Annotated in this window: 30 protein-coding genes and 1 pseudogene; 8 read left to right on the top strand and 23 right to left on the bottom strand. The window is 73.6% G+C overall.

The window, feature by feature from the left end:
• Window positions 1-2: 2 nt before the first annotated feature.
• Together AB0G59_RS03735 and AB0G59_RS03730 are read right to left on the bottom strand one after the other, a co-directional pair.
• On the bottom strand, window positions 3-1,673 hold the full coding sequence (locus AB0G59_RS03735; protein ID WP_360907654.1) for a bifunctional 3'-5' exonuclease/DNA polymerase: 1,671 nt from the start codon (window positions 1,671-1,673) through the stop codon (window positions 3-5).
• A 70-nt stretch (window positions 1,674-1,743) separates the two neighbouring features.
• On the bottom strand, window positions 1,744-2,115 hold the full coding sequence (locus AB0G59_RS03730) for a VOC family protein (protein ID WP_360907652.1): 372 nt from the start codon (window positions 2,113-2,115) through the stop codon (window positions 1,744-1,746).
• Window positions 2,116-2,223: 108 nt separating this feature from the next.
• Between AB0G59_RS03730 and AB0G59_RS03725 the strand changes: the two genes are divergently transcribed.
• Window positions 2,224-2,973, top strand: a complete 750-nt coding sequence (locus AB0G59_RS03725) for an SDR family oxidoreductase (RefSeq protein WP_360907650.1) — start codon at window positions 2,224-2,226, stop codon at window positions 2,971-2,973.
• Here AB0G59_RS03725 and AB0G59_RS03720 read toward each other — a convergent pair.
• From AB0G59_RS03720 to AB0G59_RS03705, 4 genes are all read right to left on the bottom strand, one after another.
• Window positions 2,970-4,181 carry a serine hydrolase domain-containing protein gene (locus AB0G59_RS03720; protein WP_360907648.1) on the bottom strand — a complete coding sequence of 404 codons (1,212 nt, stop codon included), beginning with the start codon at window positions 4,179-4,181 and terminating at the stop codon, window positions 2,970-2,972. The genes AB0G59_RS03725 and AB0G59_RS03720 overlap by 4 nt on opposite strands.
• The gene (locus AB0G59_RS03715; protein ID WP_360907646.1) at window positions 4,178-5,740 is read right to left on the bottom strand and encodes an alpha/beta hydrolase; all 1,563 of its coding nucleotides are present in this window, start codon (window positions 5,738-5,740) and stop codon (window positions 4,178-4,180) included. The genes AB0G59_RS03720 and AB0G59_RS03715 overlap by 4 nt, the downstream gene beginning before the upstream one ends.
• Before the next feature lie 237 nt (window positions 5,741-5,977).
• Window positions 5,978-6,928, bottom strand: coding sequence for a DMT family transporter (locus tag AB0G59_RS03710; protein WP_360907643.1), 951 nt, complete (start codon window positions 6,926-6,928; stop codon window positions 5,978-5,980).
• A gap of 154 nt (window positions 6,929-7,082) precedes the next feature.
• Complete coding sequence (locus AB0G59_RS03705) at window positions 7,083-8,000, bottom strand: methionyl-tRNA formyltransferase (protein WP_360907641.1); 918 nt, start codon at window positions 7,998-8,000, stop codon at window positions 7,083-7,085.
• Between the two features lie 282 nt (window positions 8,001-8,282).
• Between AB0G59_RS03705 and AB0G59_RS03700 the strand changes: the two genes are divergently transcribed.
• On the top strand, window positions 8,283-8,669 hold the full coding sequence (locus tag AB0G59_RS03700; RefSeq protein WP_360907639.1) for a hypothetical protein: 387 nt from the start codon (window positions 8,283-8,285) through the stop codon (window positions 8,667-8,669).
• A 106-nt stretch (window positions 8,670-8,775) separates the two neighbouring features.
• Window positions 8,776-8,922 (top strand): annotated as a pseudogene (locus AB0G59_RS03695) (trehalase-like domain-containing protein); the annotation flags it as partial.
• A gap of 31 nt (window positions 8,923-8,953) precedes the next feature.
• On the opposite strand, the gene AB0G59_RS03690 reads toward AB0G59_RS03695, so the two are convergent.
• Entirely contained in the window at window positions 8,954-9,625 is a 672-nt protein-coding gene (locus AB0G59_RS03690; protein WP_360907637.1) for a PhzF family phenazine biosynthesis protein, read from the bottom strand.
• Window positions 9,626-9,676: 51 nt separating this feature from the next.
• On the opposite strand from AB0G59_RS03690, the gene AB0G59_RS03685 reads away from it, so the two are divergent.
• A complete protein-coding gene (locus AB0G59_RS03685; protein ID WP_360907635.1) occupies window positions 9,677-10,915 on the top strand; it encodes an FUSC family protein in 1,239 nt (412 codons plus the stop codon).
• Here the strand turns inward: AB0G59_RS03685 and AB0G59_RS03680 are convergent.
• The 8 genes from AB0G59_RS03680 to AB0G59_RS03645 all read right to left on the bottom strand — a co-directional run bounded on the left by AB0G59_RS03680 (window position 10,899) and on the right by AB0G59_RS03645 (window position 19,264).
• Entirely contained in the window at window positions 10,899-11,462 is a 564-nt protein-coding gene (locus tag AB0G59_RS03680) for an NAD(P)H-dependent oxidoreductase (RefSeq protein WP_360907633.1), read from the bottom strand. The two genes, AB0G59_RS03685 and AB0G59_RS03680, sit on opposite strands and share 17 nt — an antisense overlap.
• Before the next feature lie 81 nt (window positions 11,463-11,543).
• Window positions 11,544-13,922 carry a glycosyl hydrolase family 65 protein gene (locus AB0G59_RS03675; RefSeq protein ID WP_360907631.1) on the bottom strand — a complete coding sequence of 793 codons (2,379 nt, stop codon included), beginning with the start codon at window positions 13,920-13,922 and terminating at the stop codon, window positions 11,544-11,546.
• Window positions 13,919-14,662, bottom strand: a complete 744-nt coding sequence (locus tag AB0G59_RS03670) for a beta-phosphoglucomutase family hydrolase (protein WP_360907629.1) — start codon at window positions 14,660-14,662, stop codon at window positions 13,919-13,921. The genes AB0G59_RS03675 and AB0G59_RS03670 overlap by 4 nt, the downstream gene beginning before the upstream one ends.
• Window positions 14,659-16,134, bottom strand: a complete 1,476-nt coding sequence (zwf, locus tag AB0G59_RS03665; protein WP_360907627.1) for a glucose-6-phosphate dehydrogenase — start codon at window positions 16,132-16,134, stop codon at window positions 14,659-14,661. Before zwf ends, AB0G59_RS03670 begins: the two co-directional genes overlap by 4 nt.
• Before the next feature lie 66 nt (window positions 16,135-16,200).
• Window positions 16,201-17,439: a cytochrome P450 gene (locus AB0G59_RS03660; RefSeq protein ID WP_360907625.1), complete on the bottom strand. Its 1,239-nt coding sequence runs from the start codon at window positions 17,437-17,439 to the stop codon at window positions 16,201-16,203.
• Window positions 17,440-17,556: 117 nt separating this feature from the next.
• Window positions 17,557-17,883: a plasmid stabilization protein gene (locus AB0G59_RS03655; RefSeq protein WP_360907623.1), complete on the bottom strand. Its 327-nt coding sequence runs from the start codon at window positions 17,881-17,883 to the stop codon at window positions 17,557-17,559.
• A gap of 118 nt (window positions 17,884-18,001) precedes the next feature.
• The gene (locus tag AB0G59_RS03650; RefSeq protein WP_360907621.1) at window positions 18,002-18,766 is read right to left on the bottom strand and encodes a DUF72 domain-containing protein; all 765 of its coding nucleotides are present in this window, start codon (window positions 18,764-18,766) and stop codon (window positions 18,002-18,004) included.
• 72 nt (window positions 18,767-18,838) lie between these two features.
• On the bottom strand, window positions 18,839-19,264 hold the full coding sequence (locus AB0G59_RS03645; RefSeq protein WP_360907619.1) for an HIT domain-containing protein: 426 nt from the start codon (window positions 19,262-19,264) through the stop codon (window positions 18,839-18,841).
• A gap of 195 nt (window positions 19,265-19,459) precedes the next feature.
• Between AB0G59_RS03645 and AB0G59_RS03640 the strand changes: the two genes are divergently transcribed.
• The 3 genes from AB0G59_RS03640 to AB0G59_RS03630 are packed head-to-tail and all read left to right on the top strand — an operon-like array spanning window position 19,460 to window position 21,408.
• Window positions 19,460-20,782, top strand: coding sequence for a phosphoribosyltransferase family protein (locus AB0G59_RS03640; RefSeq protein ID WP_360907617.1), 1,323 nt, complete (start codon window positions 19,460-19,462; stop codon window positions 20,780-20,782).
• A gap of 27 nt (window positions 20,783-20,809) precedes the next feature.
• Window positions 20,810-21,079 (top strand): DUF1876 domain-containing protein, encoded by a 270-nt coding sequence (locus tag AB0G59_RS03635; RefSeq protein ID WP_360907615.1) that lies wholly within the window; start codon window positions 20,810-20,812, stop codon window positions 21,077-21,079.
• A gap of 38 nt (window positions 21,080-21,117) precedes the next feature.
• A complete protein-coding gene (locus AB0G59_RS03630) occupies window positions 21,118-21,408 on the top strand; it encodes a dsRBD fold-containing protein (RefSeq protein ID WP_360907613.1) in 291 nt (96 codons plus the stop codon).
• Between the two features lie 43 nt (window positions 21,409-21,451).
• Here the strand turns inward: AB0G59_RS03630 and AB0G59_RS03625 are convergent, their stop codons facing one another.
• From AB0G59_RS03625 to gvpO, 8 genes are read right to left on the bottom strand one after another with little or no spacing between them, the layout of a single operon-like run.
• A complete protein-coding gene (locus AB0G59_RS03625) occupies window positions 21,452-21,718 on the bottom strand; it encodes a gas vesicle protein K (protein WP_071966298.1) in 267 nt (88 codons plus the stop codon).
• A complete protein-coding gene (locus AB0G59_RS03620) occupies window positions 21,715-21,918 on the bottom strand; it encodes a gas vesicle protein (RefSeq protein ID WP_360907611.1) in 204 nt (67 codons plus the stop codon). The genes AB0G59_RS03625 and AB0G59_RS03620 overlap by 4 nt, the downstream gene beginning before the upstream one ends.
• Window positions 21,915-22,748: a GvpL/GvpF family gas vesicle protein gene (locus AB0G59_RS03615; protein WP_360907609.1), complete on the bottom strand. Its 834-nt coding sequence runs from the start codon at window positions 22,746-22,748 to the stop codon at window positions 21,915-21,917. The genes AB0G59_RS03620 and AB0G59_RS03615 overlap by 4 nt, the downstream gene beginning before the upstream one ends.
• Window positions 22,745-23,062, bottom strand: a complete 318-nt coding sequence (locus AB0G59_RS03610) for a gas vesicle protein (protein WP_360908598.1) — start codon at window positions 23,060-23,062, stop codon at window positions 22,745-22,747. The genes AB0G59_RS03615 and AB0G59_RS03610 overlap by 4 nt, the downstream gene beginning before the upstream one ends.
• A gap of 32 nt (window positions 23,063-23,094) precedes the next feature.
• Window positions 23,095-23,310 carry a gas vesicle protein GvpG gene (locus AB0G59_RS03605; RefSeq protein ID WP_360907607.1) on the bottom strand — a complete coding sequence of 72 codons (216 nt, stop codon included), beginning with the start codon at window positions 23,308-23,310 and terminating at the stop codon, window positions 23,095-23,097.
• Window positions 23,307-24,023 (bottom strand): GvpL/GvpF family gas vesicle protein, encoded by a 717-nt coding sequence (locus tag AB0G59_RS03600; protein ID WP_360907605.1) that lies wholly within the window; start codon window positions 24,021-24,023, stop codon window positions 23,307-23,309. The genes AB0G59_RS03605 and AB0G59_RS03600 overlap by 4 nt, the downstream gene beginning before the upstream one ends.
• Window positions 24,020-24,445 (bottom strand): gas vesicle structural protein GvpA, encoded by a 426-nt coding sequence (locus tag AB0G59_RS03595; protein ID WP_360907603.1) that lies wholly within the window; start codon window positions 24,443-24,445, stop codon window positions 24,020-24,022. Before AB0G59_RS03595 ends, AB0G59_RS03600 begins: the two co-directional genes overlap by 4 nt.
• Before the next feature lie 60 nt (window positions 24,446-24,505).
• Window positions 24,506-24,805: a gas vesicle protein gene (gene gvpO / locus AB0G59_RS03590; RefSeq protein WP_071966293.1), complete on the bottom strand. Its 300-nt coding sequence runs from the start codon at window positions 24,803-24,805 to the stop codon at window positions 24,506-24,508.
• Window positions 24,806-25,007: 202 nt separating this feature from the next.
• Between gvpO and AB0G59_RS03585 the strand changes: the two genes are divergently transcribed.
• A complete protein-coding gene (locus tag AB0G59_RS03585; protein ID WP_071966292.1) occupies window positions 25,008-25,178 on the top strand; it encodes a hydrophobic protein in 171 nt (56 codons plus the stop codon).
• Window positions 25,179-25,330: the final 152 nt, after the last annotated feature.

Genomic DNA, 25,330 nt, shown 5'->3' with positions numbered 1-25,330 from the left:
CGTTACGCCTTCGCTTCCGCGTAGCACTTCACCACGGCCGTGGTGAACGGGAACCGCACGGGCGTGTCGCCGAAGGCGATGCGCCCGGCGCGGTCCCCCGCCGTGCGGATGGCCTCCACGACCTGGGGCGCCTCCTCCTCGGGGCAGTGGACGATCACCTCGTCGTGCTGGAAGAACACCAGCTCGGCGTCGAGGCCGGCGATCGCCTGGCGCAGCGAGGCGAGCACGATCAGCGCCCAGTCGGCGGCGCTGCCCTGGATGACGAAGTTGCGCGTGAACCGTCCCCGCGCCCGCGCGCTCGCCGTGCTGCCCCAGGGGGCCGGCTCCTCCTGGGGCAGGCCCGCCTCGTCGTCGACGGCGGTGGACGAGGGCGGGCAGGTGCGGCCGAGCCAGGTCCGCACGAGCCGGCCCTCCTCCCCCGCGCGGGCCGCGTCGTCGACGTAGGCGATCGCCCTGGGGAAGCGGCGGCGCAGATCCGCCATGTGCTTGAGGCCGTCGCCCGAGGTCTGGCCGTAGATCGCCCCGAGCATGGCGAGTTTGGCCCGGTCGCGGTCGCCGGAGAAGACGCGCTCGGCCAGATCGCCGTACAGGTCGCGGCCGCTGCCGGCGACGTCCATCAGCCCCGGGTCGCGGGAGACGGCGGCCAGCACGCGCGGCTCCATCTGGTCGGCGTCCGCGACGACCAGGCACCAGCCCGGGTCGGCGACGACCGCGCGCCGGATCACGCGGGGGATCTGCAGGGCCCCGCCGCCGTTGGTGGTCCACCGGCCCGTCACCGTGCCGCCGGGCAGATACTCGGGCCGGAAGCGGCCGTCGCGCACCCAGGACTGCAGCCAGGCCCAGCCGTGGGCGGTGTGCAGGCGGTAGAGCTTCTTGTACTCCAGCAGCGCCGGGACGGCGGGGTGATCGAGCTCCTTGAGCTCCCAGGCGCGCGTGGAGGACAGGGCGATGCCCTCGCGTGCGAAGGCCCGGACGATGTCGGCGGGGAGGTCGGGCCGTACGCGCACGCCCTCGCCGAACGCCCGTGACGCCTCGTCGGCCAGCTCGGCCAGGCGTCGCGTCTCCTGGCCGCCCGGATAGCGCTCCCCCAGCAGCTCGTCCAGCAACCGCCGGTGCACGTCGGCGCGCCAGGGGACGCCGGAGCGCCCCATCTCGGCCGCGACGAGCATCCCCGCCGACTCGGCGGCGGTCAGCAGCCGCATCCGGCCGGGGTGCTCCGCGCTGCGCGTGCGGGCCAGCTGGGCCGCGTGGACCTCGACGAGGGCCTCCAGCGCGTCGGTGCCGGGCGGCAGCGGCACCGGGCCGGGCTCGAACAGCGAGGGCTGGGCGTCGGCCGTGCGCACCGGCGGGTCCGCCGGCACGGGCAGCCCGCGCAGCCGCGCCCACGCGGCCGCGAGCGAGCGGGGCTGGCCGGACTGGCCCTGTTCATGGCCGATGAGCAGCGCCTCGGCGGCCTCCACGTCGTAGCACCGCTCGACGCGCACGCCGGCGTCGAGCAGCCGTCCGTAGACCGGGGCCGTGGACCGCCAGACCCATCGCCCGGCCTCGGGCCGGGCCCGCACCGCGGCGGCCAGCGACGGCTCGGTCACGGCCGCTCCGGCTGCCTGCCCCTGCTCGTCCAGCGGGCACAGGCGCACGCTCCCGTCGCCCGTCTCGGCCACTGCCCATCTCATGGGAAGAGTCTGTCAGCAGGGTCTGACAATCGCCCCTGACCTGGTGTTCCGTGCCGGGCGGACAGTGGCGCTACCTCTCCTGCAGCACGGAGATGACGTTCCCGGCGGGGTCGGTGAACCAGGCGATATAGGGGCCGCCGCCGCGGAAGATGCCCTTGTCGTCCGCTTCCAGGCCGGGGTAGCGCTCGAAGGCCACCCCGCGCCGGCCCAGTTCGTCGACGGCCGCCTCGATGTCGTCCACGGGGAAGTTGAGGATCGTGAAGGACGCCGGGGTGTGGTCGGCCTTCGGATAGATCAGCACGTCGGCGCCGCTGCCCAGGCGCAGGGTCAGCAAGCCGTATTTCTCGGACACCTCCAGCCCCAATGTTTCCCCGTAAAAGCGCTTGGCCTCGTCGATGTCGTCCACGGAGAAGCCGCTGAAGGCCTTGGTGTTCTTGAACATGAAACCCTTCCTTCCCGAACGCGCGCGGCACTACCTCAGCCGCGCGAGTGAACGCCTCCCGTGCGTGTCGGCACCGCCCCGCGGGCCGTCGACCTGTAGGCAAGGGGCATGTTGCTCGAGAACAAGGTCGCCGTGGTCTACGGAGCGGGAGGCCGCGTCGGCGGCGCCGTGGCCCGTGCGTTCGCCGCCGAGGGGGCCGCCGTCTTCCTGGCCGGACGCACCCACGCCAAGCTCGACAGGGTCGCCGACGACATCCGTTCCTCCGGCGGCCTGGCCGAGACGGCCCGCATCGACGCGCTCGACGAGGAGGCCGTCGACGCGTTCGTCGACGCGGTGGCCGAACAGACAGGGCGCGTCGACATCTCGTTCAATCTCATCTCCTACGGCGACGTCCAGGAACCGCTGGCCACCATCTCGGCCGAGGACTTCAGCCGGCCGATCGAGCACGCGGTGCGGACGCAGTTCCTGACGACCAGGGCGGCCGCGCGGCACATGGTCAAGCGGTCGTCGGGGGTGATCCTGGCGTTCGGCGGCTCGGGACCGGAGGCCGTGCCGGGGCTGGGCGGGTTCGTGGTCGCCCTGGACGCCGTCGAGGGGCTGCGCCGGCAGTGGGCCTGCGAGCTCGGGCCGCACGGCATCCGCTTCGTGACGCTCAAGACGGGCGGCATCCCCGAGAGCCTGCCCGAGGACTTCCCCGGACGCGCGGAGATCGTCGCCGGGATCGAGGAGGCGGCCATGCTCCACCGCGCGGCGACCCTGGCCGACGTGGGCAACGTGGCGGTGTTCGCCGCCTCGGACCTGGCCGGGAGCATGACCGCCGCGACGGTGAACATCTCCTGCGGGGCGCTCGTCGACTAGCCGGCGCCGCCCGGCCGCAGGGCGTTGTCGACCAGCCGGAGGGCGGCTTTGGCCTGGGCTTCCTGCGGGGCGGGGTCGGTCTGCAGGGTGAAGGCGGCGGACGTCGCGGCACGGCTGCCGTCCGCGGTCACGCCGCTCTCGGAGACCACGCCGAGGTGGGTTCCGCCGTGGAACCAGATGCCGCCGCCGTCGCCCGTCGTCGGCCGCCAGGCGATGCCCAGTCCGTAGCGGACGCCCGGCGCGGGGATCCAGTCGTCGGCCGGTACGGTCTGCCGCATCGCGGCCGACTGGGCCGGGCGCAGCAGCTTGCCGCTCATCAGGGCGCGCAGGAAGACGCCGTGGTCGTGGGTGGTGCTGATGATGCCGCCGTCCGCTCCGCCGCCGCCCGCGACGGTGGTGTCGGTCGGGCGTGGGCTGCCGGGGAAGTGGGTGTACGCGGCCGCGGTGGGCGCAGGGACGTGGCAGGAGGTTCCCGGGACGAGGGTGTTGCGCAGGCCGAGCGGCTCGATGACGCGCTCGTGGATCTCCTGGGCCCAGGGGTGGCCCGTCACCTGTTCGATGATCAGGCCCGCGACGACGTAGTTGGTGTTGGAGTAGCCCCAGCGGCGTTCCCCTGCCGGGTCCTCGGCGTCCGGGGTCCACAGGGGAGGCCTGCTCAGCGCGGCGGTGAGCTGTTCCCGTGGTGCCGTGGTGCGGAACCGTCCCTTGCGGTAGCCCTCGGGCGTGAAGTCGTCCGGCGAGACCGAGACGGCGACGTAGTCGTTCAGGCCGCTGGTCTGGCGCAGCAGGTTGGCGACGGTGATCCTTCTGCCGTCGTTGCCGTTGCCGCGCACGGCTCCGGGGAGCCATCGCTCGACGGTGTCGGTCAGGGCGAGCCGGCCTTCGCCGACGAGCTGGAGGGCGACCACGGCGGTGAAGGTCTTGGTGTCGCTGCCGAGCCGGTAGTACGCGTCCCAGGGCACCGGCCGGCCGGTGCTCACGTCCGCCGCCCCGGCGCGTGCGGTGGTGCGTCCCTGTGCGGTCTGCACTTCGGCCAGTACGCCGGTGACACCGGTCGCCCGGATCGCGTCCACGTCGCGCTGCAGCCGGTCGTCGGGGGAGGGCGCGGCGGCCGTGGCCGCGGCGGCGGGGGCCGTTGCCGTCAGGAGGGCCGCGGCGGCGGCAGCGAGGCCGGTCCGCCTGGTGACCGTCGGTCCGGCGGCGCTCATCGGGCGGCCTCCGTGCGGGGGCAGGTGAGATCCTGGGCGGGGAGGGTTCCGGTGCGCAGGTAGTCGTTGACGGCCCGGTCCGCGCAGGGGACGGGCCGGTGGCCGTCGAGGGCGCGTCCGTAGACGCCGTGGGAGCGGATGTCCGCCGTGATCAGGCGCGAGCCGGTGAGCTTGCGGTGCAGGGCGAGGGCGCCGTCGTAGGGGACGTTGTTGTCGCGGCGGGCCTGGAGCATCAGGACGGGTACGTCGTTGGCGACGGCGGTGCCCGCCTCGCGGGGCTCGCCGGGCCAGAACGCGCACGGGGCGATCATGCCGTTGACGTAGGGGCCGAACACGGGCTGGGTGGCGCGGCTGCGCTCGCTGTTCTTCCAGTACGTCTCGGGGTCCTTGGGCCAGCCGCCCGCGGGCCAGCCGCCGTCGCCGCACATGAAGAGCGCCCCGCCCACCATGCTGTCGGCCAGGCCGGGTGAGGCGAGCAGCCGCAGCATGGCGGCGAGTTCGGGGCCGGGCGGGGCGGTCTTCCCGGCGGCGGCGTCGGCGAGGTCGCGGACGATGCCGGCCAGGGCCGGGTCGTTCTCCGCGTGCTGGACGGGCTGCTTGAGCAGCATCCGCAGCACGGGGGCGGTGAGCCGGAGCCCGCCGACGGTGACGGGCTGCCGCTCGGCGTGGTCGAGCAGCCCCTGGACGGTGGCCCGTACCTGTGCGGGGGTGCGGCCGAGGCGGTAGGTGTCGTGGCGCCGGGCGGTCCACGCGGCCCATTCGTCCAGCGCTTCCTCGGCGGGCCTGCCGGAGCGCTGGAACAGTTCGTACTGCGTGGCCGACGGGTCGGTGGAGGAGTCGATGACCATGCGGTCGGTGCGGCGCGGGAACATCTGGGTGTAGACGGCGCCCAGGTCGGCGCCGTAGGAGACGCCGTAGTAGGACAGTGTGCGCTCGCCCAGAGCGGCGCGGATGACGTCCATGTCGCGGGCGACGTTGCGGGTGGAGGCGTGTGGCAGGAGCGTCGCGTTGTCGCCGTGGTCCCGGCAGCGGCGCGCGGTGTCCCGCGCGGCCCGCACGGAGGCCTCGAAGTCCTCGCGGGGGGACGTCGTCGGGCCGGGTGGTGCGGGCGGGGGCGCCGGGGCGCAGGCGACCGGGGAGCTCTCGCCGAGGAACCGGGGGTCGAAGCCGATGAGGTCGAAGTGTTCCGCCTCCCGCTTCAGCGCGGGGCGCAGGGCCAGGGTGTTGGCGAGTCCGCTGCCGCCGGGGCCGCCGGGGTTGGACAGCAGGATGCCGCGCCGGTCGGCCTTGGACGTGGCCTTGATGCGCGAGACGGCGATGCGGATCGTCCGGCCGCCGGGCGCTAAGTAGTCGAGGGGGACGGTCACCTGTGCGCACTGCGCCCCCGCGGCGTTCAGCTCCTCCTGTGCCGGCGGGCACGCTCCCCAGGTGAGGCTCTGCTGCTCGTAGGCCCGCAGCGGGCGGGGGGCCGGGGAGGGCGCGGCGGTCGCGGGGACCGTTCCTGCCATCAGGCCGGCCAGGCTCAGGCCGAACGCGAGTGGGGGCGTGACGCCTCGCATCGTGCTCCTTCGGATCGATTGGATCAAGAAGAACGGACGGGGTCGACGTTAGGAGCGCGGGCGGCGGCGGAACATCGGGCCACCTGGTGGAAGCCCACTGGTGCTGGCCCCAGGGCTGGCCGGGGCGGCGACGCTGCCCCCGATCAGGACGCCTCTGCAGCAGTGGACCTGTCTCGGCGGGAAGAACCAGGCCTGGCGCCTCAAGGCCGTGGGCTGAGGCGCCCGGCGGAGGGCGTGCTACCTGCGGGATCCCGCGGTCGCGTACTCCCGCGGCTCCGTGCCGGTCCGCGGGTCCGCGGGCGGCTCGTCGGCGGGAGCGGGGGCAGGGGCCTCGTCCGCGGAGCACGGGCGCGGGGCGGGCCGGCGGACGGCGGCTATGCCGACGCCGGCGAGCACGATCAGGCCGCCCAGGACCGCCATGGGGGCCGGCAGGGTGCCGAGGAGCACCGCGTCCAGGGCCAGGGCCGCGACGGGCACCGCGTACAGGACGAGGGAACTCGTCGAGGCGGAGGCGGCCTCCAGGACGCGGGACCAGGTGCAGAAGGCCAGGACCGTGCAGCCCAGGCCCAGCCACACCACGGCGGCGGTCTGCTGCCAGCCGGCCGCCACCAGGTGGGAGGCGGCGTCGGGGGCGAAGAACAGCAGCGGCAGGAGGCCGAACAGGCTGCCGTAGAAGATGCAGTCCATGCCGGAGTAGCGGCGCAGCAGGGGCTTTTGCAGGATGAACGAGGTGGCCTGGGCGGCCGCCGCCAGCACGATCATGACCATGCCCGTCTGCGAACCGCCGCCTCCGCCGCCGGCCATGGCGACCACGAGCGCACCGCCGAGGGCCACCAGGAGGCCGGCGACTCCCCAGGCGCCGGGGCGTTCGCGCAGCACCAGCATGCCGAGGGCGGTGGCGAAGACCGGCGAGGTGGCCACGAGCATGGCGGCCGTTCCGCCCTCGACGTGCCGTTCGCCCGCGTAGAGCAGCAGCTGATAGGCGGTCATGCCGGTGAGGCCGAATCCCGCCATGCGCACGAGGTCGCCCCGGCGGAGGCGGCTGATGCGCCCGGTGGCCAGGAACGGGAGCAGGAGGACGACGGCGAAGACGAGGCGCAGGACGGCCATGGCCGTCGGCGAGTAGCCCTCCAGCGCGATCCGGATCGCCGGAAAGGCCGATCCCCACAGGATCGCGGTCGCGGCCATGAACTTCCAGGGAGTTGCCGCCCGGCGTTCGCCCATCAACGGAAACACCGCCCATCGGGTCGGGAGATCGGACTCCGTCGAAGCTACCGAGCTTTGCTCTATAAGTCGAATAATGAATTCCGTCATCATCTCAAAGAATCTCTTTGAGATGCGCTCACTCCAGGCGGTTGCCCGGACGCAGGACGTCGGCCGCGGGCAGCGGGCTCCCGTTCTCCGGCTGGACCTCCAGCAGGACGACCCCGTCCGAGCCCGCCTCCCAGCTGTGCCCGCAGACCACGGTGACCCCGCCGTCGGTGCGCCTGACGACCCGCCCCGGCGATCCCCGGTGCGGCCGGGAGGGCCGGGCGGCCCGCTTGACGTAGAGCTTCGTCCCGCCGAGGGTGCACCACGCGTTGGCGAACGGATCGCTGTGCGCACGGACGAGGTCGAGGAGCCGTCCGGTCGGCAGCCTCCAGTCGATGCGCGTGTCCGCCTCGGTGATGCGGTGGTAGAACGAGGCCCCGCCCGCGTGCTGCGGCACCGGCTTGATCCCCGCCTCCGCGCGGGCCAGGGCGGTCAGCACGGCCTCGGGGTACGCGTCCAGCAGGCGCCGCTGGACGGTGGTCGCGGTGTCCTGCGGGGCGATGGGCACGGTCACCTGCCACAGGACGGGCCCGGTGTCCAGCTCGGGCTCCATCACGTGCACGGTCAGGCCGGTCTCGCGCTCGCCGTTGCGGATCGCCCAGTTGACCGCGCCGAAGCCGGCGTAGCCGGGGAGCAGCGCGTCGTGGACGTTGAGCGGGTGCAGCGCGGGGACCGCCAGGACGGCCTCGGGTATGACGGTCCGCCAGTTCGCGGACATCAGCACGTCGGGGCGGGCGCCGCGGACCGCCGCGACCACCTGCGCCTCGCCCGCGTCGCGGGCTTCCACCAGGGGCAGCCCCAGCTCGACGGCGAGCTTGGCCACGTGCGGTTCGTGCAGGCCGCCGAAGCGGGCCGGGTGGGTGACGACCACGGTCGGCTCGTGTTCGGCGGCGATCCCGGCCAGTACCGCGGCACCCATCTCGCCGTAGCCCATGAACGCGATCCTCATCGGGTGTCCTCTCCGGCGGCCGTCGACGGGGCGTACGGGCAGCGAGCGCGGGGCCCGGGCGTCAACTCCCTTGCTCCGCACTCCACTTGAGGGTCCACTGCGCTTCCCCGGCGGTCAAGACCGCTCCCGAACGGTCGGGGCCGCTCCCGGCGGCGTCCGGCCGGGGGGGGTGCCCCGGTCCACGGATGGCCCTCGCCGTCGCGCCGGGGACGCGGCACGTGCGTACCGTCGGATCGAGAGCCGGCGCGGCAGCGCCCCCTGACGGCAGAGGAGCACCGGGTGATGAGCGGGGCCGAGAGTGCGGACCATGTCAGTGTGCATCTGACGGGATGCGGCCATGAGGACGCGCACGCGGTGTTCGCGGCGCTGGAGGCGGCCTTCCCGGAAGGCACCGGTCCGGCCCGCAGCGAGACCCGGGCCGCGGCCCCCGGTGCGGGGCCCACGATCTGGTCCATGGTCGTCGACGCGCGCACCCGTAACCCGCAGCCGGAGGCCGTCCGTACGCAGCCGGTGATGGCCGTCACCGCCGACCTCTTCGGGGCGGCCGATCCCGTGCGCCAGGTCAGGGAGGAGTTGGCGGCGGCCTTCGGGGTGGAGAGCCTGGGCACGGTGCCCGGCGAGCACGAGCTGGAGGTGCGCCTGCGGCTGACCGCCGGCGCCGAGGAGTAGCGGCCGGGCCCCGGGTGGTGGGGGTGATCGTGCGGGCTTAGCGTGGAGACGACAGCCATGGAGCACGGCACCCCTCCCCCGGCAGGGCCCCTGCCCGCCGCTCGAGGACCACGGCGTCATCGGTGATCTGCACACCGTGGCGCTCGTGGGGGTGGACGGCACGATCGAGTGGCGCTGTCCGCCCCGTTTCAATGCCCCCTCGGTCTTCGGTTTCCTCCTCGACGCGGACCGTGGGGGCTCGTTCGCCGTGCGGCCGGGTCGGCGGCGTCCTGGCCGCGGCCGGTTCAGCGGGCCGTCGTCACCGCCTCCACGCGGCCGCCGAGGTCGACCGTGCCGTCGGTGTGGAAGCGCGTCAGGATCCGCGAGCCCACCCCCTGGCGGATGGTCAGGGAACGGCCGAGCCGGGCGGTCAGCACGATGGCCGCGGCGCCGGTGGCCTCGTCCTCGACGATGGCGTCGCCCCGCCGTGGAAAGCCCCGGGCCCGTACCCGTCCCGCCGCCTCGTCCTCCCAGGCCCAGGCGTACAGCCAGCCCTCCCCCGGCGGCGGCGCGGGCAGCGCCTCGACCTCGGCGACCGTGGCGTACTGCTCGGTGCGCCGGCCGGTGGCCCACTCCGCCCGGCCCCGTATCCAGGTCGTCTCCCCCTCCTGCCACGTAGGCACCTCGCCCGCCGGCGGGCGCAGCACGCTCACGGGCCGCCCCTGCCGGCGCAGCCACGACGCGAGGCCGACCAGCGGATGGCCGGCGAACGGCAGCCGGGCGCTGGGGGTGTAGATGTCCACGCCGCCGTGGGAGGCGTCGTCGACGAACACCGTCTCGCTGAAGCCCAGTTCCGCCGCCAGCCGCTGACGGGCCGGCCCGTCGGGGACGGCGCCGCCGTCCCCGACGATGCCGAGCGGGTTGCCGCCCGTGCCGTGCGGACCGGTGAACACCCGTACCACTTCATGATCGATCATGCCTGAAACCTATGAGGTGATTGAAACTCCTGGTACGGGAAGAGGCACAAGGTGCCCGATATCACCGACCCTCTGACGACCCTGGTACGACGCCACCGGGAACCCGCCGTGGTGCAGGCGGTCCGCTCCACGCTGGCCGCGGTGATCTCCTATGTGGTGGCCCTCCAGCTGAGCAACGAGCCGGCGCCGCTCACGGCGCCGCTGACCGCGCTCCTCGTCGTCCAGGTCACGCTCTACTCGACCCTCACCACCGGCATCCGCAGAGTCAATTCCGTGGTGGCGGGGGTCCTGATCGCCATCGGGTTCAGCGCCATGGTGGGGCTCACGTGGTGGAGCCTGGGGTTGATCATCCTCGCTTCCCTGGTCATCGGGCGCTTCGTCCGCGCGGGTGAATTCGTCCCCGAGGTGGCGATCAGCGCCATGCTCGTGCTCGGGGTGACCCGGGTGGCGGAAACGGCCTGGGACCGGGTCCTGGAGACCCTGATCGGCGCGATCGTCGGGCTGCTCTTCGACGTGCTGTTCGTCCCTCCGGTGTGGGTCCAGCCCGCGAGCCAGGCCATCGAGCACCTCTCGCGCCGCATGGGGCAGCTGCTGCAGCGCGTCGGCGACGAGGTGTGCGGCCACACGCCGGTCGCGGAGGCGGCGGCACGGCTGCACGAGGCGCGCCGGCTGGACCACGACATCGTCCAGGTCGACGCCTCGCTGCGGCAGGCCGAGGACAGCCTCCGGCTCAATCCCCGGGTCAAGGAGGGCCTGCTCTTCCGGGTCGTCCTGCGCACCGGACTCGACGCGCTGGAGATCGCGGCGGTGGTCCTGCGGGTGATCTGCCGCACCCTGACCGACCTCGCCAAGGAACGCACGCAGGAACCGATGTTCCCCGACGAGGTGGCCGAGTCCCTGCAGGACGTCTTCCGCCACCTCGCGCGCGCCGTCGAGAGCTTCGCCGTGCTGATCACCACGCAGGTGAGCGCCAACGCCGAGGAGGCCGAGGACCGGCTCGTGCGGGAGCTCGCCGCCGGCCGGGCCAGCCGCGACCGCGCGGCCCACCTGCTGCTGGAGTCCGTCCGGCGGCACCCGCGCCAGTGGCAGCTGCACGGGGCGCTGCTGGCCGAGATGGACCGGATCCTGGACGAACTGGACGTGGAGAAGCGGACCGAGCGCCTGGCGGAGGAGCTCGACCGGGCCGCCAGCGAGCAGCGGGACCGGCACCCGCTGCTGCACAAGGCGCAGCGGCGGCTGCGCAGCAGCGGCTACGGCTGGCGCAGGGGCTGGTTCAACAACCGCGACTGAGCCCGGCGGGCGCCTCGGCACCGGCCCGGGCCAGCTCCGCCACGAGCGTCCCGAGCTCGGCCAGGGTCGCCTCGTCCGTCACCCGGCCATCGGTGATCTTGGCGCCGGCGCAGGCGATCCGCAGTCCGGCCGGCAGTACCCGGGCGCTCATGACCTCCAGGGTCTCGCGCAGCCACGCCTGGGCCCGGTCCCCGCCGGTCATCGAGGGAGAGGCCGTGACGACGGCGACGGGCTTGTCCACGAGTTCGCCGCCGCCGACCACCCACTCCAGGGCGTTCTTCAGGACGCCCGACGTGCCGTGCGCGTATTCGGGGCTCGTGATGAGCACGGCGTCCGCGGCCGCGAGCCGCGCGCGGAAGTCCAGCACCTCCGGCGGCGGACAGTCCCGCTCCACATCGGGGTTGAAGAAGGGGAGGCCGCCCAGCCCCTCGTGGACCGTCAGGGAGACCGGGGGCCTGCACAGGCCCGCGGCCGTGTGCGCCACCGCGGAGTTGAGCGAGCCCTCGCGCAGACTTCCGCACAGGGCCAGGACGTTGATCGGGGGCATGTACTCACCTGTCGGGGACGCGGGCGGATGCGGCGACCGATCCTCGCACCCTCTCCCCCGCGCCTCCCCGGCAGGGTCGCCTCAGCGGACCGCCTCCTCCACGTGCCCGGCTGTGTGGCCCCGGCGCGACGGGCCGCGGCCGGCCGGCTGGTCGGGGGCGTGGCCGGCGGTGATGGCGGGGACCTGGCGGGACTCGGGCGAACCGGCCGTGACCTTCAGCCGCTCGCCGCAGTGCCGGATCTCCAGGACCTCGCCGTCCAGCAGGGTGTACTTCGCCGTCCGGCCGGTGATCTCCACCCGCAGCCGCTGCTCCCGGAACTGGACCGTGAACGCCAGCCGCCCCAGCTGCTCGGGGAGCCGGGGGGTGAAGCCGATCAGGCCGTCGTCCTCGCGCATGCCGCCGAAGCCGATGACCAGGGCGAACCAGGTGCCGGCGAGGGAGGCGATGTGAATGCCGTCGCGGGTGTTGCCCTCCAGGTCGGAGAGGTCCATCATCGCCGCCTCGCCCAAGTAGTCGTAGGCCAGCCGGGTGTGGCCGACCTCCGCGGCCATCACGGCCTGGCCGCAGGCGGACAGCGAGGAGTCGCGCACGGTCAGCTGTTCGTAGTAGGCGAAGTTGCGGGCCTTCTCCTCGGCGGTGAAGGCGTCCCCGCGCAGGCACATGGCGAGGACGAGGTCGGCCTGCTTGACGACCTGTTTGCGGTAGAGGTCGAAGTAGGGGAAGTTCAGCAGCAGGGGGTACTGGTCGTCCCCGGTGCGGGCGAAGTCCCACAGCTGGTGGCGGGTGAAGCCCTGGGACTGCTCGTGCACCTGCAACTCTTCGTTGTAGGGCAGGGTCATGCGCGTCGCCGCGTCCCGCCACGCGGCGGTCTCCTCGTCGTCGACGTCGAGCGCCGCGGCGAGCTCCGGGTGGCGTTCGGCCATGGCCGCGGCGGCCCGCAGATTGTGCTGTGCCATCAGGTTCGTATAGACGTTGTCGTCCGAGATGGCGCTGTACTCGTCCGGGCCGGTCACCCCGTCGATGTGGAAGTCGCCGTGGTGGTCGTGGTGGCCCAGGGAGCGCCACAGCCGGGCGGTCTCCACCAGCAGCGGCAGCCCGACCTCGCGCTCGAAGGTGTCGTCGCAGGTGGCGCGGACGTAGCGGACGACCGCGTCGGCGATGTCGGCGTTGATGTGGAACGCCGCCGTCCCGGCCGGCCAGTAGCCGGAGCACTCGTCGCCGTTGATGGTCCGCCAGGGAAAGGCGGCGCCCTGCAGACCCAGCTGCCGGGCGCGTTCCCGGGCGGCGGGCAGGGTGTTGTACCGCCAGCGCAGGGCCTGCTCCACCGCCTGGGGCGCGGTGTAGGTCAGCACGGGCAGGACGAACGTCTCGGTGTCCCAGAAGCAGTGGCCGTCGTACCCCGGACCGGTCAGCCCCTTGGCCGGCAGGGCGCGGGCCTCTCCACGGGCGCCGGCCTGCAGCACGTGGAAGAGGGCGAACCGCGCGGCCTGCTGGATCTCCGCGTCGCCGTCCACCTCCACGTCCGCCCGGGCCCAGAACCCGTCGAGGTACTGGCGCTGCTCGTCGACCAGGCCGTCCCAGCCGGTGCTGACCGCCCCCGCCAGGGCCGCGTCCACCTGGTCGTGCACGGCCGGCGTCGAGCGCATCGCCGACCAGCCGTGCGCGACGAACTTCTCCACCCGCAGCCGCTGGCCCGAGCACAGCCGCGAGGTGATGGTGAAGCGGGCCAGGTCCTCGCTGCTCTCGGAGGACATCTCGGTCTTCTCGCCGCCGTCCACCGCGTGCGCCGCCGACACCCCCATGCGCAGTCCGCTGTGGTGGGTGCGGTGCAGCAGCCGGATCCGCGGGCCGTACGCGGCGTGCTCCTCGCTGGCCAGCGGCGACTCCAGCAGCGCGGCCGCCCGGGGATCGCCCCCGGTCCGGGGCAGCTGTTCATTGGCGACCAGCTCGGACTGGATGACGATGCGCACGTCGCCGTCCAGCGACTCGACCTCGTAGGCGACGGCGGCCACCGCGCGCTGGGAGAAGGAGACCAGCCTGCTCGAGCGGACCCGTACGCTGCGGCCGCTCGGCGAGGTCCACTCCGCGGTGCGGTGGAGCAGGCCGGTGCGGAAGTCCAGGACCCGCTCGTGCTTGTGCAGCTTGCCGTAGCGCAGGTCGAAGGGCTCGTCGTCGACCAGGAGGCGGATGAGCTTGCCGTTGGTGATGTTGATGACGGTCTGGCCGGACTCGGGGTAGCCGTAGCCGGCCTCCGCGTAGGGCAGCGGCCGGAACTCGTACACGCCGTTGAGGTAGGAGCCGGGCAGGCCGTGCGGCTCCCCCTCGTCGAGGTTGCCGCGCCAGCCGACGTGGCCGTTGGACAGCGCGAAGACGGATTCGCTCTGGGAGAGCACGTCGAGGTTGAGCTCCGTCTCGCGCAGGCACCAGGGCTCGACGCGGTAGGCCGGGTGGGTGATCACGGGGCGTCCTCCAGCAGCTCGGCGAGATCGTCCACGACGACGTCCGCCCCGTGCCGGCGCAGGGCCTCGGCCTGATCGGCCCGGTTCACCCCGACGACAAAGCCGAACCTCCCGGCCCGTCCCGCCTCCATGCCGGCCAGGGCGTCCTCGAACACCGCGGCCCGGTCGGGCGGTACGCCCAGGGCGTGGGCGGCGGCGAGGAAGGTGTCCGGGGCGGGCTTGCCCGCCAGGTGCCGCTCGGCCGCGACCACCCCGTCGACGCGCACCTCGAGGAGGCCTTCGATGCCCGCCGCGACCAGCACGTCGTGGCAGTTGGCGCTGGAGGAGACCACCGCGCGGCGCAGCCCGGCGGCCCGTGCGGCCTCGGCGTAGCGGACCGAGCCGGGGTAGGCCCGCACCCCCAGCTCCTTGATCTTCTGCAGGACGAGCGCGTTCTTGGCGTTGCCCAGGCCGTGCACGGTGTCCCGCTCCGGTGGATCGTCGTCGTCCCCCTCGGGCAGGTGGATGCCGCGCGAGGCGAGGAAGGAGCGCACCCCGTCGGCGCGGGGCATTCCGTCGACGTACGCGTCGTAGTCGGCGACGGCGTCGAACGGCCGGAAGTCCGCGCCGTCGCGGCGCCGGAGGAAGGCGTCGAACGTCTCCTTCCAGGCGGCCGCGTGCACGGTGGCCGTCTGGGTCAGCACGCCGTCCATGTCGAACAGGCAGGCGCGAATGCCGTCGGGAAGGCCGAGATGCGTCATGGTGTCCCACTTCCCGGATCATCGGCAGCCATGTCCGGCAGGTACCAGTGGTGCGGCGCGATGAGCTCCTCGGCGGCTGCGGGGCCCCACGACCCGGCGGCGTACGGCTGCACGGGGCGCGGGTTGCGCAGCAGCGGGTCGGAGACCTCCCAGAGCCGTTCGATGCCGTCCGCGCGGGTGAAGAGGGCCTGGTCGCCGAGCATGGCGTCCAGGATGAGGCGTTCGTAGCCCTCCAGCCCGTGCTGTTGCCGGAAGGAGTCGGCGTACCGGAAGTCCATCCTGGCGGGGCACAGGCGCATGGCGGGGCCGGGTTCCTTCACCAGGAAGCGGGCGGCGATCCAGCCGGGGTCGTCGAAGTCGACCACCAGCGCGTTGCCGTGCGCGGCGGGGCCGGTGCGGGGGCGGTCGGGGAACAGCTCCAGGGGCGGCCGTCTGAAGTGCAGCGAGACGACCTGGCGGCGCTGCCCGAGGGACTTGCCGGAGCGCAGGTGGAAGGGCACGCCGGCCCAGCGGGGGTTGTCGATCCCGGTGCGCAGCGCGACGAAGGTCTCGGTGTCGGAGTGCGGGTCGACGCCGGGCTCGGCCCGGTAGCCGGCGTACTGGCCGCGGACGACGTGGGCGGGGTCGAGGGGCTCCATCGCCCGGAAGACGCGGGTCTTCTCCTCGCGCAGGTCCTGGGCGCCGAGCGAGGCGGGCGGCTCCATGGCCACGAAGCCCAGGACCTGGAAGAGGTGGGTGACGACCATGTCCCGGAACGTGCCGGTCTCTTCGAAGAAGCCGGCGCGGCCCTCGATGCCGATGGTCTCGGGGACGTCGATCTGGACGTGGCTGATGTGCTCGCGGTTCCAGACGGGTTCGAAGAGGCCGTTGGCGAAGCGGAGGGCGAGGATGTTGTCGACGGACTCCTTGCCCAGGAAGTGGTCGATGCGGAAGACCCGCGACTCGTCGAAGACGGCGTGGACGGTCTCGTTGAGGGCGCGCGCGGAGGCCAGGTCGGTGCCGAACGGCTTCTCGATGATGACGCGGGCGCCGTCCGCGAGGCCCGTCCGGCCGAGCATCGCGACGACGGAGGCGAAGGCGCTGGGCGGCACGGCGAGGTGGCACAGCCGGCGCGGGCCGCCGCCGACGGCCCGTTCCGCCGCGCCCACGGCGTCGAGCAGCGGCTGCGGGTCCTCGGGGTCGGCGGCGCCGAAGCTCAGCGTGGCCTCGAACGCCTCCCACTGCGGGCCGGTGGCCTCGCCCGTGCCGAACTCGCGGACGGCGTCCCTGGCGTGGGCGCGGAACTCCTCGTCGGTGAGGGCGGACGCGGCCGGTGCCGAGCCGACGATCCGGAACCGGCGCGGCATCAGGCCCGCCCGGTCCAGGCGGTACAGCCCCGGGAGCAGCTTGCGCCGGGCGAGGTCACCGGTGGCGCCGAAGAGGACGACGACGTGGTCGTCGGGGGGCTCCTGCGGGGTCTGGGCGGCCTTCACACACCCACCTTCCGGCAGCCGCCGCCCGGGCGCGATTCACCTTCCCCCGTTCGGCGGCCGCCGGCGTCAGCGCACGGGCAGCCGGCGGGGGCCGCGCACGAGCAGGCCCGGGCGGTAGGGAAGGGTGGCGGGATCGGCGGCGAGGCGCAGTGCGGGGAGGGCGGCGAACAGGCGCGGCAGGGCGACGGCCGCCTCCAGGCGGGCCAGGCGGGAGCCGAGGCAGAAGTGCGGGCCGTGGCCGAACGCCAGGTGCGGGGCGGGGCGCTCGGCACCCGCCAGGTAGCGGGCGGGGTGGAAGGCGTCGGGGGACGGGAAGCGGCCGGGGTCGCGGTTGGCGGCGGCCAGGACGACGAGGACGGAGTCCTCGGCCGGTATGACCGCGCCGCCGCCGAGGTCGACGCGCTCGGTGGTGCGCCGCCAGGTCGTCCCCTCCAGGGGGCTCGCGTGCCGCAGCGTCTCCTCGACGACGGCTTCCCAGTGCCGCTCGCCGCCGCGGCGGGCGGCGGCGAGCTCGTCGGGGTGGGTGAGCAGCAGCAGGGCGGCCGAGGCGAGCAGGTTCATGGTCGTCTCGTAGCCGGCGAAGAGCAGCAGGAACGCCATGGCGAGCAGTTCGCCGTCGTCCAGTCCCCCCTCGGTGGCTTCCCCCGCGTCGTGCACCAGGGCGCTGAAGAGGTCCTCGCCCGGCTCGCGGCGCTTGTGGGCGATGAGGGCGGTGAAGTAGGCGTGCAGCCGGGTCCACGCCTCGTCGACGGCGCCGCGCTCCAGCGCGTCGGTGGGCGAGCCGACCCGGTAGGTCCACTCGCGCAGGTCCGCCCGGTCGGCCTCCGGCACGCCCAGCACCTCGCCGATCACGAGTACGGGCAGCGGGAACGCGAAGGCGTCCACCAGGTCGACCGGCTCCCCGGCCGCCGCCCGGGACGCCAGCGGCGCCAGCAGCTCGTCGGTCAGCCGCTCGATGCGCGGCCGCAGCGCGTCGACGCGGCGCGGGGTGAAGGCGGCGGTGGTCAGCCGGCGCAGCCGGACGTGGTCGGGGGCGTCGGAGTTGAGCATGTGGCGGGCGAGGCAGCCACGGGCGCGCTGGGCCGGGGAGTCCGGCTTGGGGCGCCCCGCACCGGCCGCCGGTACGTTCGAGAACCGCGGGTCGGCGAGGACGGCGCGGGCCTGCTCGTAGCCGGTGACGAGCCAGGCGTGCGTGCCGTTGGCCAGGGGCACCCGTGCCGCGGGGCCCTGGGAGCGCAGGCGCGCGTAGTAGGGGTACGGGTCGCGCGCGAAGCCGGGGTCCGCGGGGTTCAGGAGTTCGGGCACCCGCTCATCCTCACCGATGGCGCGTCGTCGGCGCTGGTGGGGGCCTGTTCAGCGCTGAGGGGGCGGTCCTGTGCGGTTCCTACAACGAACCCCGGGAAGGCGGGGGCCGGCGGGCGCTCAGTCCCGGCCCAGTGCCTTCTTCAGCTCCGCCTTCGTCATGTCGGAGCGGCCGTGGATGTTCTTCTGCCTGGCCTCGTTGTACAGCTGGTCCTTCGTCGGTCCCTGGGCGCCGGAGTGCGAGCGCTGACCGCCGCGCCGGGAGGAGGACATGTCCTGCAGCGAGGTGCGGCTGGCGGTCTTGGACTCGCCGGCGCGGGCCCGCTCCTTGTTGACGGTCCGGCCCGCGATCTCCTTGGCGCGCTTCTCGCTCTCGCCGCGCTCGCGGGCGCTGTCCTTGATGTGCTCGTACTGCCGCTCGCGCTTCGGGCTGGATCCCCTGGGCATCTGCTGCTCCTTCACTCGCGTTTCCTGCCGTGACGGCGGTTCCCGCATCCCTGCTGCCACCCCTTCCCAGCCTGGCACTCACGACAGGGCGCCGCAGGCCGTGGCAGGCCGGCAGGGCTCAGCCGCGCGGGGACGGCGTCCGGCTCACGGTGCGTCCCAGCCGGCCCGCGGCGCGGGCGAAGGCGGCCGCGTCGTGGACCGCCGCGCCGCCGGGGTCGTTGTTGAAGTAGGCGTACACCCGCGCCCGGTCGGGCCAGGTGTCGGCGACCCGGTGGGCCCAGGTGGTGAGCGCCTGGCGGCCGTAGCGCGGCCACGGCCGGGCCCGGCCGGCGTGGAAGCGCACGTAGCCCCAGTCGGCCGTGCGCCACAGCGGGGTCACGGGCCGCGAGTCGTGGTCCGCCCAGCACAGTGCGGCGCGGCGGTGCTCCAGTACACCGCGGACCTCGTCCGTCCACCAGGAGGCGTGGCGGGGTTCGACGGCCACCCGCACCCCGGGCGGGAAGCAGGCGAGCGCGGCGTCCAGCAGGGCCGCGTCGGCCCGCAGCGTGGGCGGCAGCTGCAGCAGGACGGGCCCCAGCCGGTCCCCCAGGCCGGCGGCGTGCCGCAGCAGCCGGTGGACGGGCTCCTCGGGGTCGCGCAGCCGCTTGATGTGGGTGAGGTAGCGGCTGGCCTTGACGGCCATGACGAAGCCCTCGGGGGTGCGGTCGTGCCAGTCGGCGAACGTCTCGGGCGTGGGCAGCCGGTAGAAGGCGTTGTTGTTCTCCACGGTCGCGAAGTGGCCGGCGTACTCCTCCAGCCAGAGCCGTTGCGGCACGTCGGAGGGGTAGAGGTCGCCGCGCCAGTCCTTGTACTGCCACCCGGAGGTTCCCACGAGCAAGGGCATGACCGGATGTCTGCCCGGGGCCGCGGGGCGCCTCACCGGAGGGCGCGCGAAGTGCAGTCGGATGCCGCCGGTCTAGACCTGCGGTCCGTCGGCCAGGGCGGCCCGGACCCGCGCGGCGACGGCCGCGGCCTCCTCGTCCGAGGCGTAGCGGCCGCGCGGCCAGAAGAAGCCGCGGAGCCCGTCCTTGTGGTTGCGCGGCACCACGTGCACGTGGAAGTGCGGCACGGACTGGCTGATCCGGTTGTTGGCGGCGACGAACGAACCGGCGGCCCCCATGCCCCGCTCCACGGCGCCCGCGATCCGCTGGACCCGGGTGAAGAACGGCCCCACCTCGGCGGACGGCAGGTCGGTGAGCGTCTCGGCGTGCAGCCTGGGCACGACCAGCACATGCCCGGGGAAGAGCGGCCGGGCGTCCAGGAAGGCCACCGTGCTCTCGTCCTCCAGGACCCGGTGGCCGGGCGCCTCGCCCGCCGCGATGGCGCAGAAGATGCAGTTCACGACACCAGTCAACCAATCCGCCCGTCCGGAGGGGCCCGCCGCCCGGATCCCGCGGGGCGCGGCCGCGGGGGAGGCCATCTGTGGACTATCCCCCCGTATCCCGTCATATTGGAACTACGGCTTCCCCTTGCAATCACGGCTTCCCCGGTCTCCCCGGGGCACTCCGGAGCCGGGCCCCGGGGCCAGAGGTGGATCATGCGGTTCATCGACCGAGTCGACGCCGGTCGGCGCCTGGCCGAGCGGCTGGGGCATCTGCGCGGCGAGCATCCGGTGGTCCTCGGCCTGCCCCGCGGCGGTGTGCCGGTGGCCTTCGAGGTCGCCCGGGCGCTCGACGCCCCCCTCGACGTGATCCTCGTCCGCAAGCTGGGCGTGCCGTACCACCGCGAGCTGGGGTTCGGCGCCATCGGTGAGGGCGGGGTACGGGTCATCCGCGACGACATCGTGCGCATGAGCCGGGTCGACCAGGACGATCTGGCCGAGGTCGAGCGCAGCGAGGAGGCGGAGCTCGCACGCCGCGCGGAGACGTTCCGCGCCGGGCAGCCCCGGATCCCGCTCAAGGGCCGTACGGCCGTCGTCGTCGACGACGGCATAGCGACCGGCGCCACGGCGGCGGCCGCCTGCCAGGTGGCCAGGGCCCAGGGCGCCGCGCGCGTGGTGCTCGCCGTGCCGGTGGCACCCCCGGACGCGGCGGCGGAGTTCCGCACGCAAGTGGACGAACTCATCTGCCTGAGCACCCCGGCCCTCTTCTCGGCGGTCGGCGAGTGGTACCGCGACTTCTCCCAGACCTCCGACGAGGAGGTCGTGGAGCTGCTGCGCCGCAACGCCGACGAGCACCGCAGCGGCGGCGGCGAGGCGCACTCGGGCGCCCTGAAGATCCCCGTGGACGGCGGCCGGACCGTCCTCGCCGGTGATCTGGCCGTGCCGGCCGGCTCCCCCGGGCTCGTGGTCTTCGCCCACGGCAGCGGCAGCAGCCGCCTCAGCCCCCGCAACCGCGCCGTCGCCCGGGCCCTGAACGAGGCGGGGCTGGGCACGCTCCTGTTCGACCTCCTCACCCCGCTGGAGGAGAACGACCGGGCCAACGTCTTCGCCGTCGAGCCCCTGGCCCGCCGGCTGACCGAGGTGACGCGGTGGCTGCGCCGCCGTGAGACCGTGCCCGTCTGCTACTTCGGCGCGAGCACGGGTGCCGCCGCCGCCCTGTGGGCCGCCGCCGACGCGGCGGCCGCGGGCGGCACGGACGACGCCGTCGCCGCCGTGGTCTCCCGGGGCGGGCGCCCCGACCTCGCCGGCCCCCGGCTGGCCGAGGTCACCGCCCCCACCCTGCTCATCGTGGGCGGCAACGACGAGACCGTCCTCGACCTCAACCGGCAGGCGGCGGAGCGACTGCGCTGCGAGAACCGGCTGGCCGTCGTGCCGGGCGCCACCCACCTCTTCGAGGAGCCGGGCACGCTGGACACCGTCTCGGACCTCGCCCGCGACTGGTTCACCGCCCATCTGGCGGCGTCCACCCCCGCAGGCTGACCGATCGACAGGCTGTAGGTGATCACCATGGAGAAGATCGTCGACTGCACCATCGAAATGGAGTTCCGCGAGATCGACGCCACCACCCAGGCGGACGTGCGGCTGCGCATGCACGACGGCTCGAAGCTGAGCTCCCAGGGCACCGCCAACCGCAACCCCGCCGACCGGCGCCAGCAGCGCGTCGGCGAGGAGGTCGCGGCCGCCCGCGCCCTGAACGGCCTCGCCGAGCAGCTGCTCGACAAGGCGGGCGACGAGATCCAGGAGGTCATGCACGAGCCGGTGCACCTGACGCACTAGGCGCCGCACCCGGACGCACGGCCGCCCCAGGAGGAGCGATGCCACACACAACGGAGTGGAAGGTCCGCCTTCAGCTCGTCGAGGACGACGGCGGAAGGACGGAGGCACGGGCGGTCCTCGACACCGGGACCACCTCGCTCACCGCCACGGGAGCCGCGCGGCGCGCCCCGGGGGACGAGGACGCGCCGGTGATCGGCGACGAGTTCGCGGCGGGGCGGGCCCTGCGCGACCTCGGCAGCCGGCTCCTGCGGACCGCCGAGCAGGACGTCGAGGCGAGGGGCGCGGCACCGCAGCCCCGGACCTCGCCGACGTACGGCTGGGAACTGTGAGACCCGCGCCGGCGGTGGCGCGGCCCTCGTGTCGCCGCCGGCCTCACAGCAGCGGCCCGAGCGGCCCGAGGTCGAGGTTGAGATCCTCCGGCTCCAGGCCGTAGCGGGCGCACAGCTCCCGCATGCGCTCGGCGAGCAGCATCAGGGTCAGGCCGATCCGCTCCTCCTGCTCCTCGGTGAGGGTGCCCTGTTCGACGCGGCGCAGGGCCTGTCGTTCCATCAGCTGGCGCAGCAGCTCGACAACGGTGAGCACCAGCCTGACCAGGTCGCGCTCGACGGTGTCGCGGTCCAGTTCCATGCGCCGCGTCATGCCGCCTCCTCCTGCCGTGGTGCGGCGACGCCGGCATCGATCGAGCTGATGAGGGCGTGCAGGTCGATGCGTACGAGGTCGACGTCGGCGATGCGCAGGGTGAGGTCGCCGGTGAGCACGACGCCGCCCGCCAGCAGCCGGTCGAGCAGGTCGACCAGGGCAGGGCCGCGGGCCGGGAGCCGGTCCCCGGCGCCGGTCACGTGGCCTCCCCGGGGGAGGCGCCCGCGCCGACGAAGGAGTACGGGGCCCACGGTCCGGTCAGTTCCACGTGGATGCCGTCGCCGGGGATGCGCTCGGCGAGTCCGGTGACGGCCGAGGCGAAGTGCGGGGCGCCGTCGCGCCGCACGAGGTAGGCGGCGTTGAGGACGTTGCGGCCCGGGTGCCGGGAGAGCCCGGGGTCCTGGGGCGGGTAGAGGCGGGTCTCCTCGGCCAGGGCGGCGAGGGTGGCGTGGAGGCCGCGCGCGGCCTCGTCCACCCGGCGCGCCCCCTCCTCGTGCGCGTGCCGTTCGGCCACGCGGCGCCGGAGGTAGTCGCGGCCGGACGGGGCGGCGCGCGGGGTCGTGGGGCGGGGGGCGGCGGACGCCGGGGGCGGCGCCTCGGGGTTGAGGGCGTAGACCTTGACGCCCCATTCGGTCCGCCCCTCCAGACGGTCGAGGGCCGAGCAGAGCAGCGCCTTCCTGTTCGCCAGCATGGTGCGGACGCCCGCCTCGTCATGGAAGACGGTGGCCAGCCGCAGGGGCAGGACGCACGGTCCGGCGGCGGTCACGCTGTCGATCACCCTTTGGTGCGAGCGCGCGACCTTCTCCAGCCAGTGCAGGTCCTCCAGGTGCGCGGACAGCTCCGCCTCGGCGTAGTCCGCCGCCGGTACGGCCCCGGCCAGCGCCACCAGGCCCAGGTGGGGTACGGCGCGCACGGGTTCGCCCGCGACGCCGGTGACGGTTTCGAGGGCGTCTGCGAGGGCATCGGTGACCGTGGCGGAGTCACGGGTGACGGCGTAGGCGTACAGATACGTCTGTGGTGCGGCATTCACCGGGTCTCCTCCTTCCCTTTCTTCTGCGGTTCTTCCTGCGGGGCGGCCGGCGCGGGCAATTCGCCGCTGTCTTTCCGGCCGTCCACGTGGTTCCTTCGGGCGCCGGAGGAGAGGGCGGGGTCGTTCTCCCACCAGTCGATGCCCATTTCCTTCGCCTTGTCGACGGAGACGACGAGCAGGCGCAATTTGATGGTGAGTAGTTCGATGTCGAGCAGGTTGACCCGGATATCCCCGGCGATCACCACGCCCTTGTCGAGCACCCGCTCCAGGATGTCGGCGAGGTTGGCCGAACCGTCGGGTCGTACCGGCGCCATTCGCTCGCTGATACCGCCGCCGAAGCCGCCGTTCATATCGCCCCGCTCCCGTCGGTCCGTCGTCGTATCGCGTCCAGGCGGTCGAGGAGGGCGTCCTCGCGCCGGTCGAACTCCTCCTCGCCGATCCGGCCCGCCGTCAGCTCCTCCTCCAGCGCCTTGAGTTCTCCCCGCACCAGGGAGGGGTCGTAGTACAGGCGCTCCGCCTCGGTGAGCACGCGGCGGAGCACCCAGCCGACGAAGCCGATCATTCGACGAAGCTGTAGGGCGGCAGCGGACCGTGCACGGTCAGCGCCAGGTGCGGGAGTTCCTTCTCGAGCCTGCCGGTCTCGGTGAGCAGGCGCCCGGCGGCGGACTCGTCGACGAGGAAGGACAGGTTCAGGAAGCAGCCGGCGTGTTCGGGCCCGGTCCGGGCCTTCTCCGCCAGCGGCGCCAGCGTCTCGCGCACCAGCTCCGCGTCGCGGTCCTCACGGTCGCGCACGCGCCGGGCGACCGTCTCCCCGAAGTGCAGGCGCTGTTCGTAGGAGCCGCCGCCCGCGGCCCTGTTGGCCTCGGCGAGCGTGCGCAGCCCGGCGTCCTCGGCGAGGACCAGATGCAGCACGGCGTCCTCGCGGTGCACGGCCTTGACGTTGTACTCGACGCGGCCGGTGAGCTGTTCCAGCTGCTCCTCGTACCGCCCGGAGTGCTCGCACAGCACGTGGTGCACCGCCTCGTCGCTGTCGGAGACGCTGCCGAAGCGCATGGGCAGTACGGGCGCGCGCCGGCCGATCTCGGTGACGACGTGCTGGTGGGCGAGCAGGTCCCGGCGCTTGGGCCGCAGCTCCTGCGGGCAGTCGCTGACCACCGCCCTCAGGCCCGCGCCGTCCACCGTACGGACCGGGCACGGCGGGTCGCCGATGCCGGTGAGCCCCTGGGGCAGTTCGCGCCGGCCGGCCCGGGTGATGCCGTAGACGTAGGTGCTCATTCCTCCTCCCCCTTCTTCTTGGCGGGGGCGGTGGAGCGACGGGCGCCGCTGGTCTGGCCCTCGCCCTTGCCGCGCACCTGGTGGATCGCGTCGGAGACGGTCTGCGCGGCTCCGGAGAGCGCGCCCTTGGTCCTGCCGCGGGCGCCGCTCTCGGTCACCTCGCCGACGAGGTCGGGCAGGCCGGCGCTGCGGTGCGGGCCGGCCTCCAGGTCGAGGCGGTTGCAGGCCTCGGCGAAGCGCAGATAGGTGTCGACGCTGGCGACCACCACACGTACGTCGATCTTCAGGATCTCGATGCCGACGAGCGAGACGCGCACGAACGCGTCGATCACCAGGCCGCGGTCGAGAACCAGTTCCAGGACGTCGTACAGGCCGCTGGTGCCGCCTGCGCCACCGCCCTGCTGTACAGGGACAACGCTCATTTCGGACAGCTTCCCCTCGTCGTCCGACGGCCCGGACGGGCCCGCGCGGTCTGCCGGGCGTCAGCGGGAATCGGTCCTGCCGCGCTCGTAGCGCCGCACACGGCGGTAGCCGGTGAGCAGGCCCCGGGGGTCGAGGGTCACCTCGTAGAGCGCCATGACGCTCATCGTCTCGGGGACGCGGGCGACCTCCACCACCTCGGCCTCCAGCAGCCAGCCCTCCTCGGTCCTCTCGAACCGGGAGACGCCTTCGGGGCACCGGCCCGTCAGTTCGGCGAACTGTTCGTGGGCCGCGCGCAGAACCTGCGGTGCCGTGAGGGCGGGCTCGTCGGGTGTGTCTGTCGATTCTTTTGGGTCAGTCATTGGGCCTCTATCGGTCATGGGCCTTGTTCCTGCGGGTACCCGCTGTCACGGCCCCAAACATCCGTGGAACGGCCACAGATGAATGCACCCCTCGAATGAGCACAATGCGCCATGCCGCACAGGGCTGAAGACGACAGGTGCGGGAACTCGAAAGCGTGGAAGACGAATTACGGGGCACCCGTACCGTTGGAGGTTGATAACTATGGTTCCTCTGCTCCTCGTTCTCCTGCTCGCCCTGATCCTTTTCGGGGCGGGATTCGCCATCAAGGTCCTGTGGTGGGTCGCCGTGGCCGTTCTGGTGATCTGGCTGCTCGGCTTCGTCATGCGCTCCGCCGGCACCGGCGGTGGACGCGGCCGCTGGTACCGCTGGTGAGGTTGTCGAGACGCCGGTCCACCGGGCTGCCGCCCGTGGCCGGCCCTCGCCCCGAGTGCCGTGGCCGGTGACGAGGTCGGGCACGGCGCCGAGCGGCACCTCCTGCGCCTTGCCCGGGTCGACGACCAGGAGCCGGGACCCGGCGGACAGCG

This window comes from Streptomyces sp. NPDC021096, from assembly GCF_040641275.1.
Classification (GTDB): Bacteria; Actinomycetota; Actinomycetes; order Streptomycetales; family Streptomycetaceae; genus Streptomyces.
This window is presented reverse-complemented; position numbering and strand designations above follow the sequence as displayed.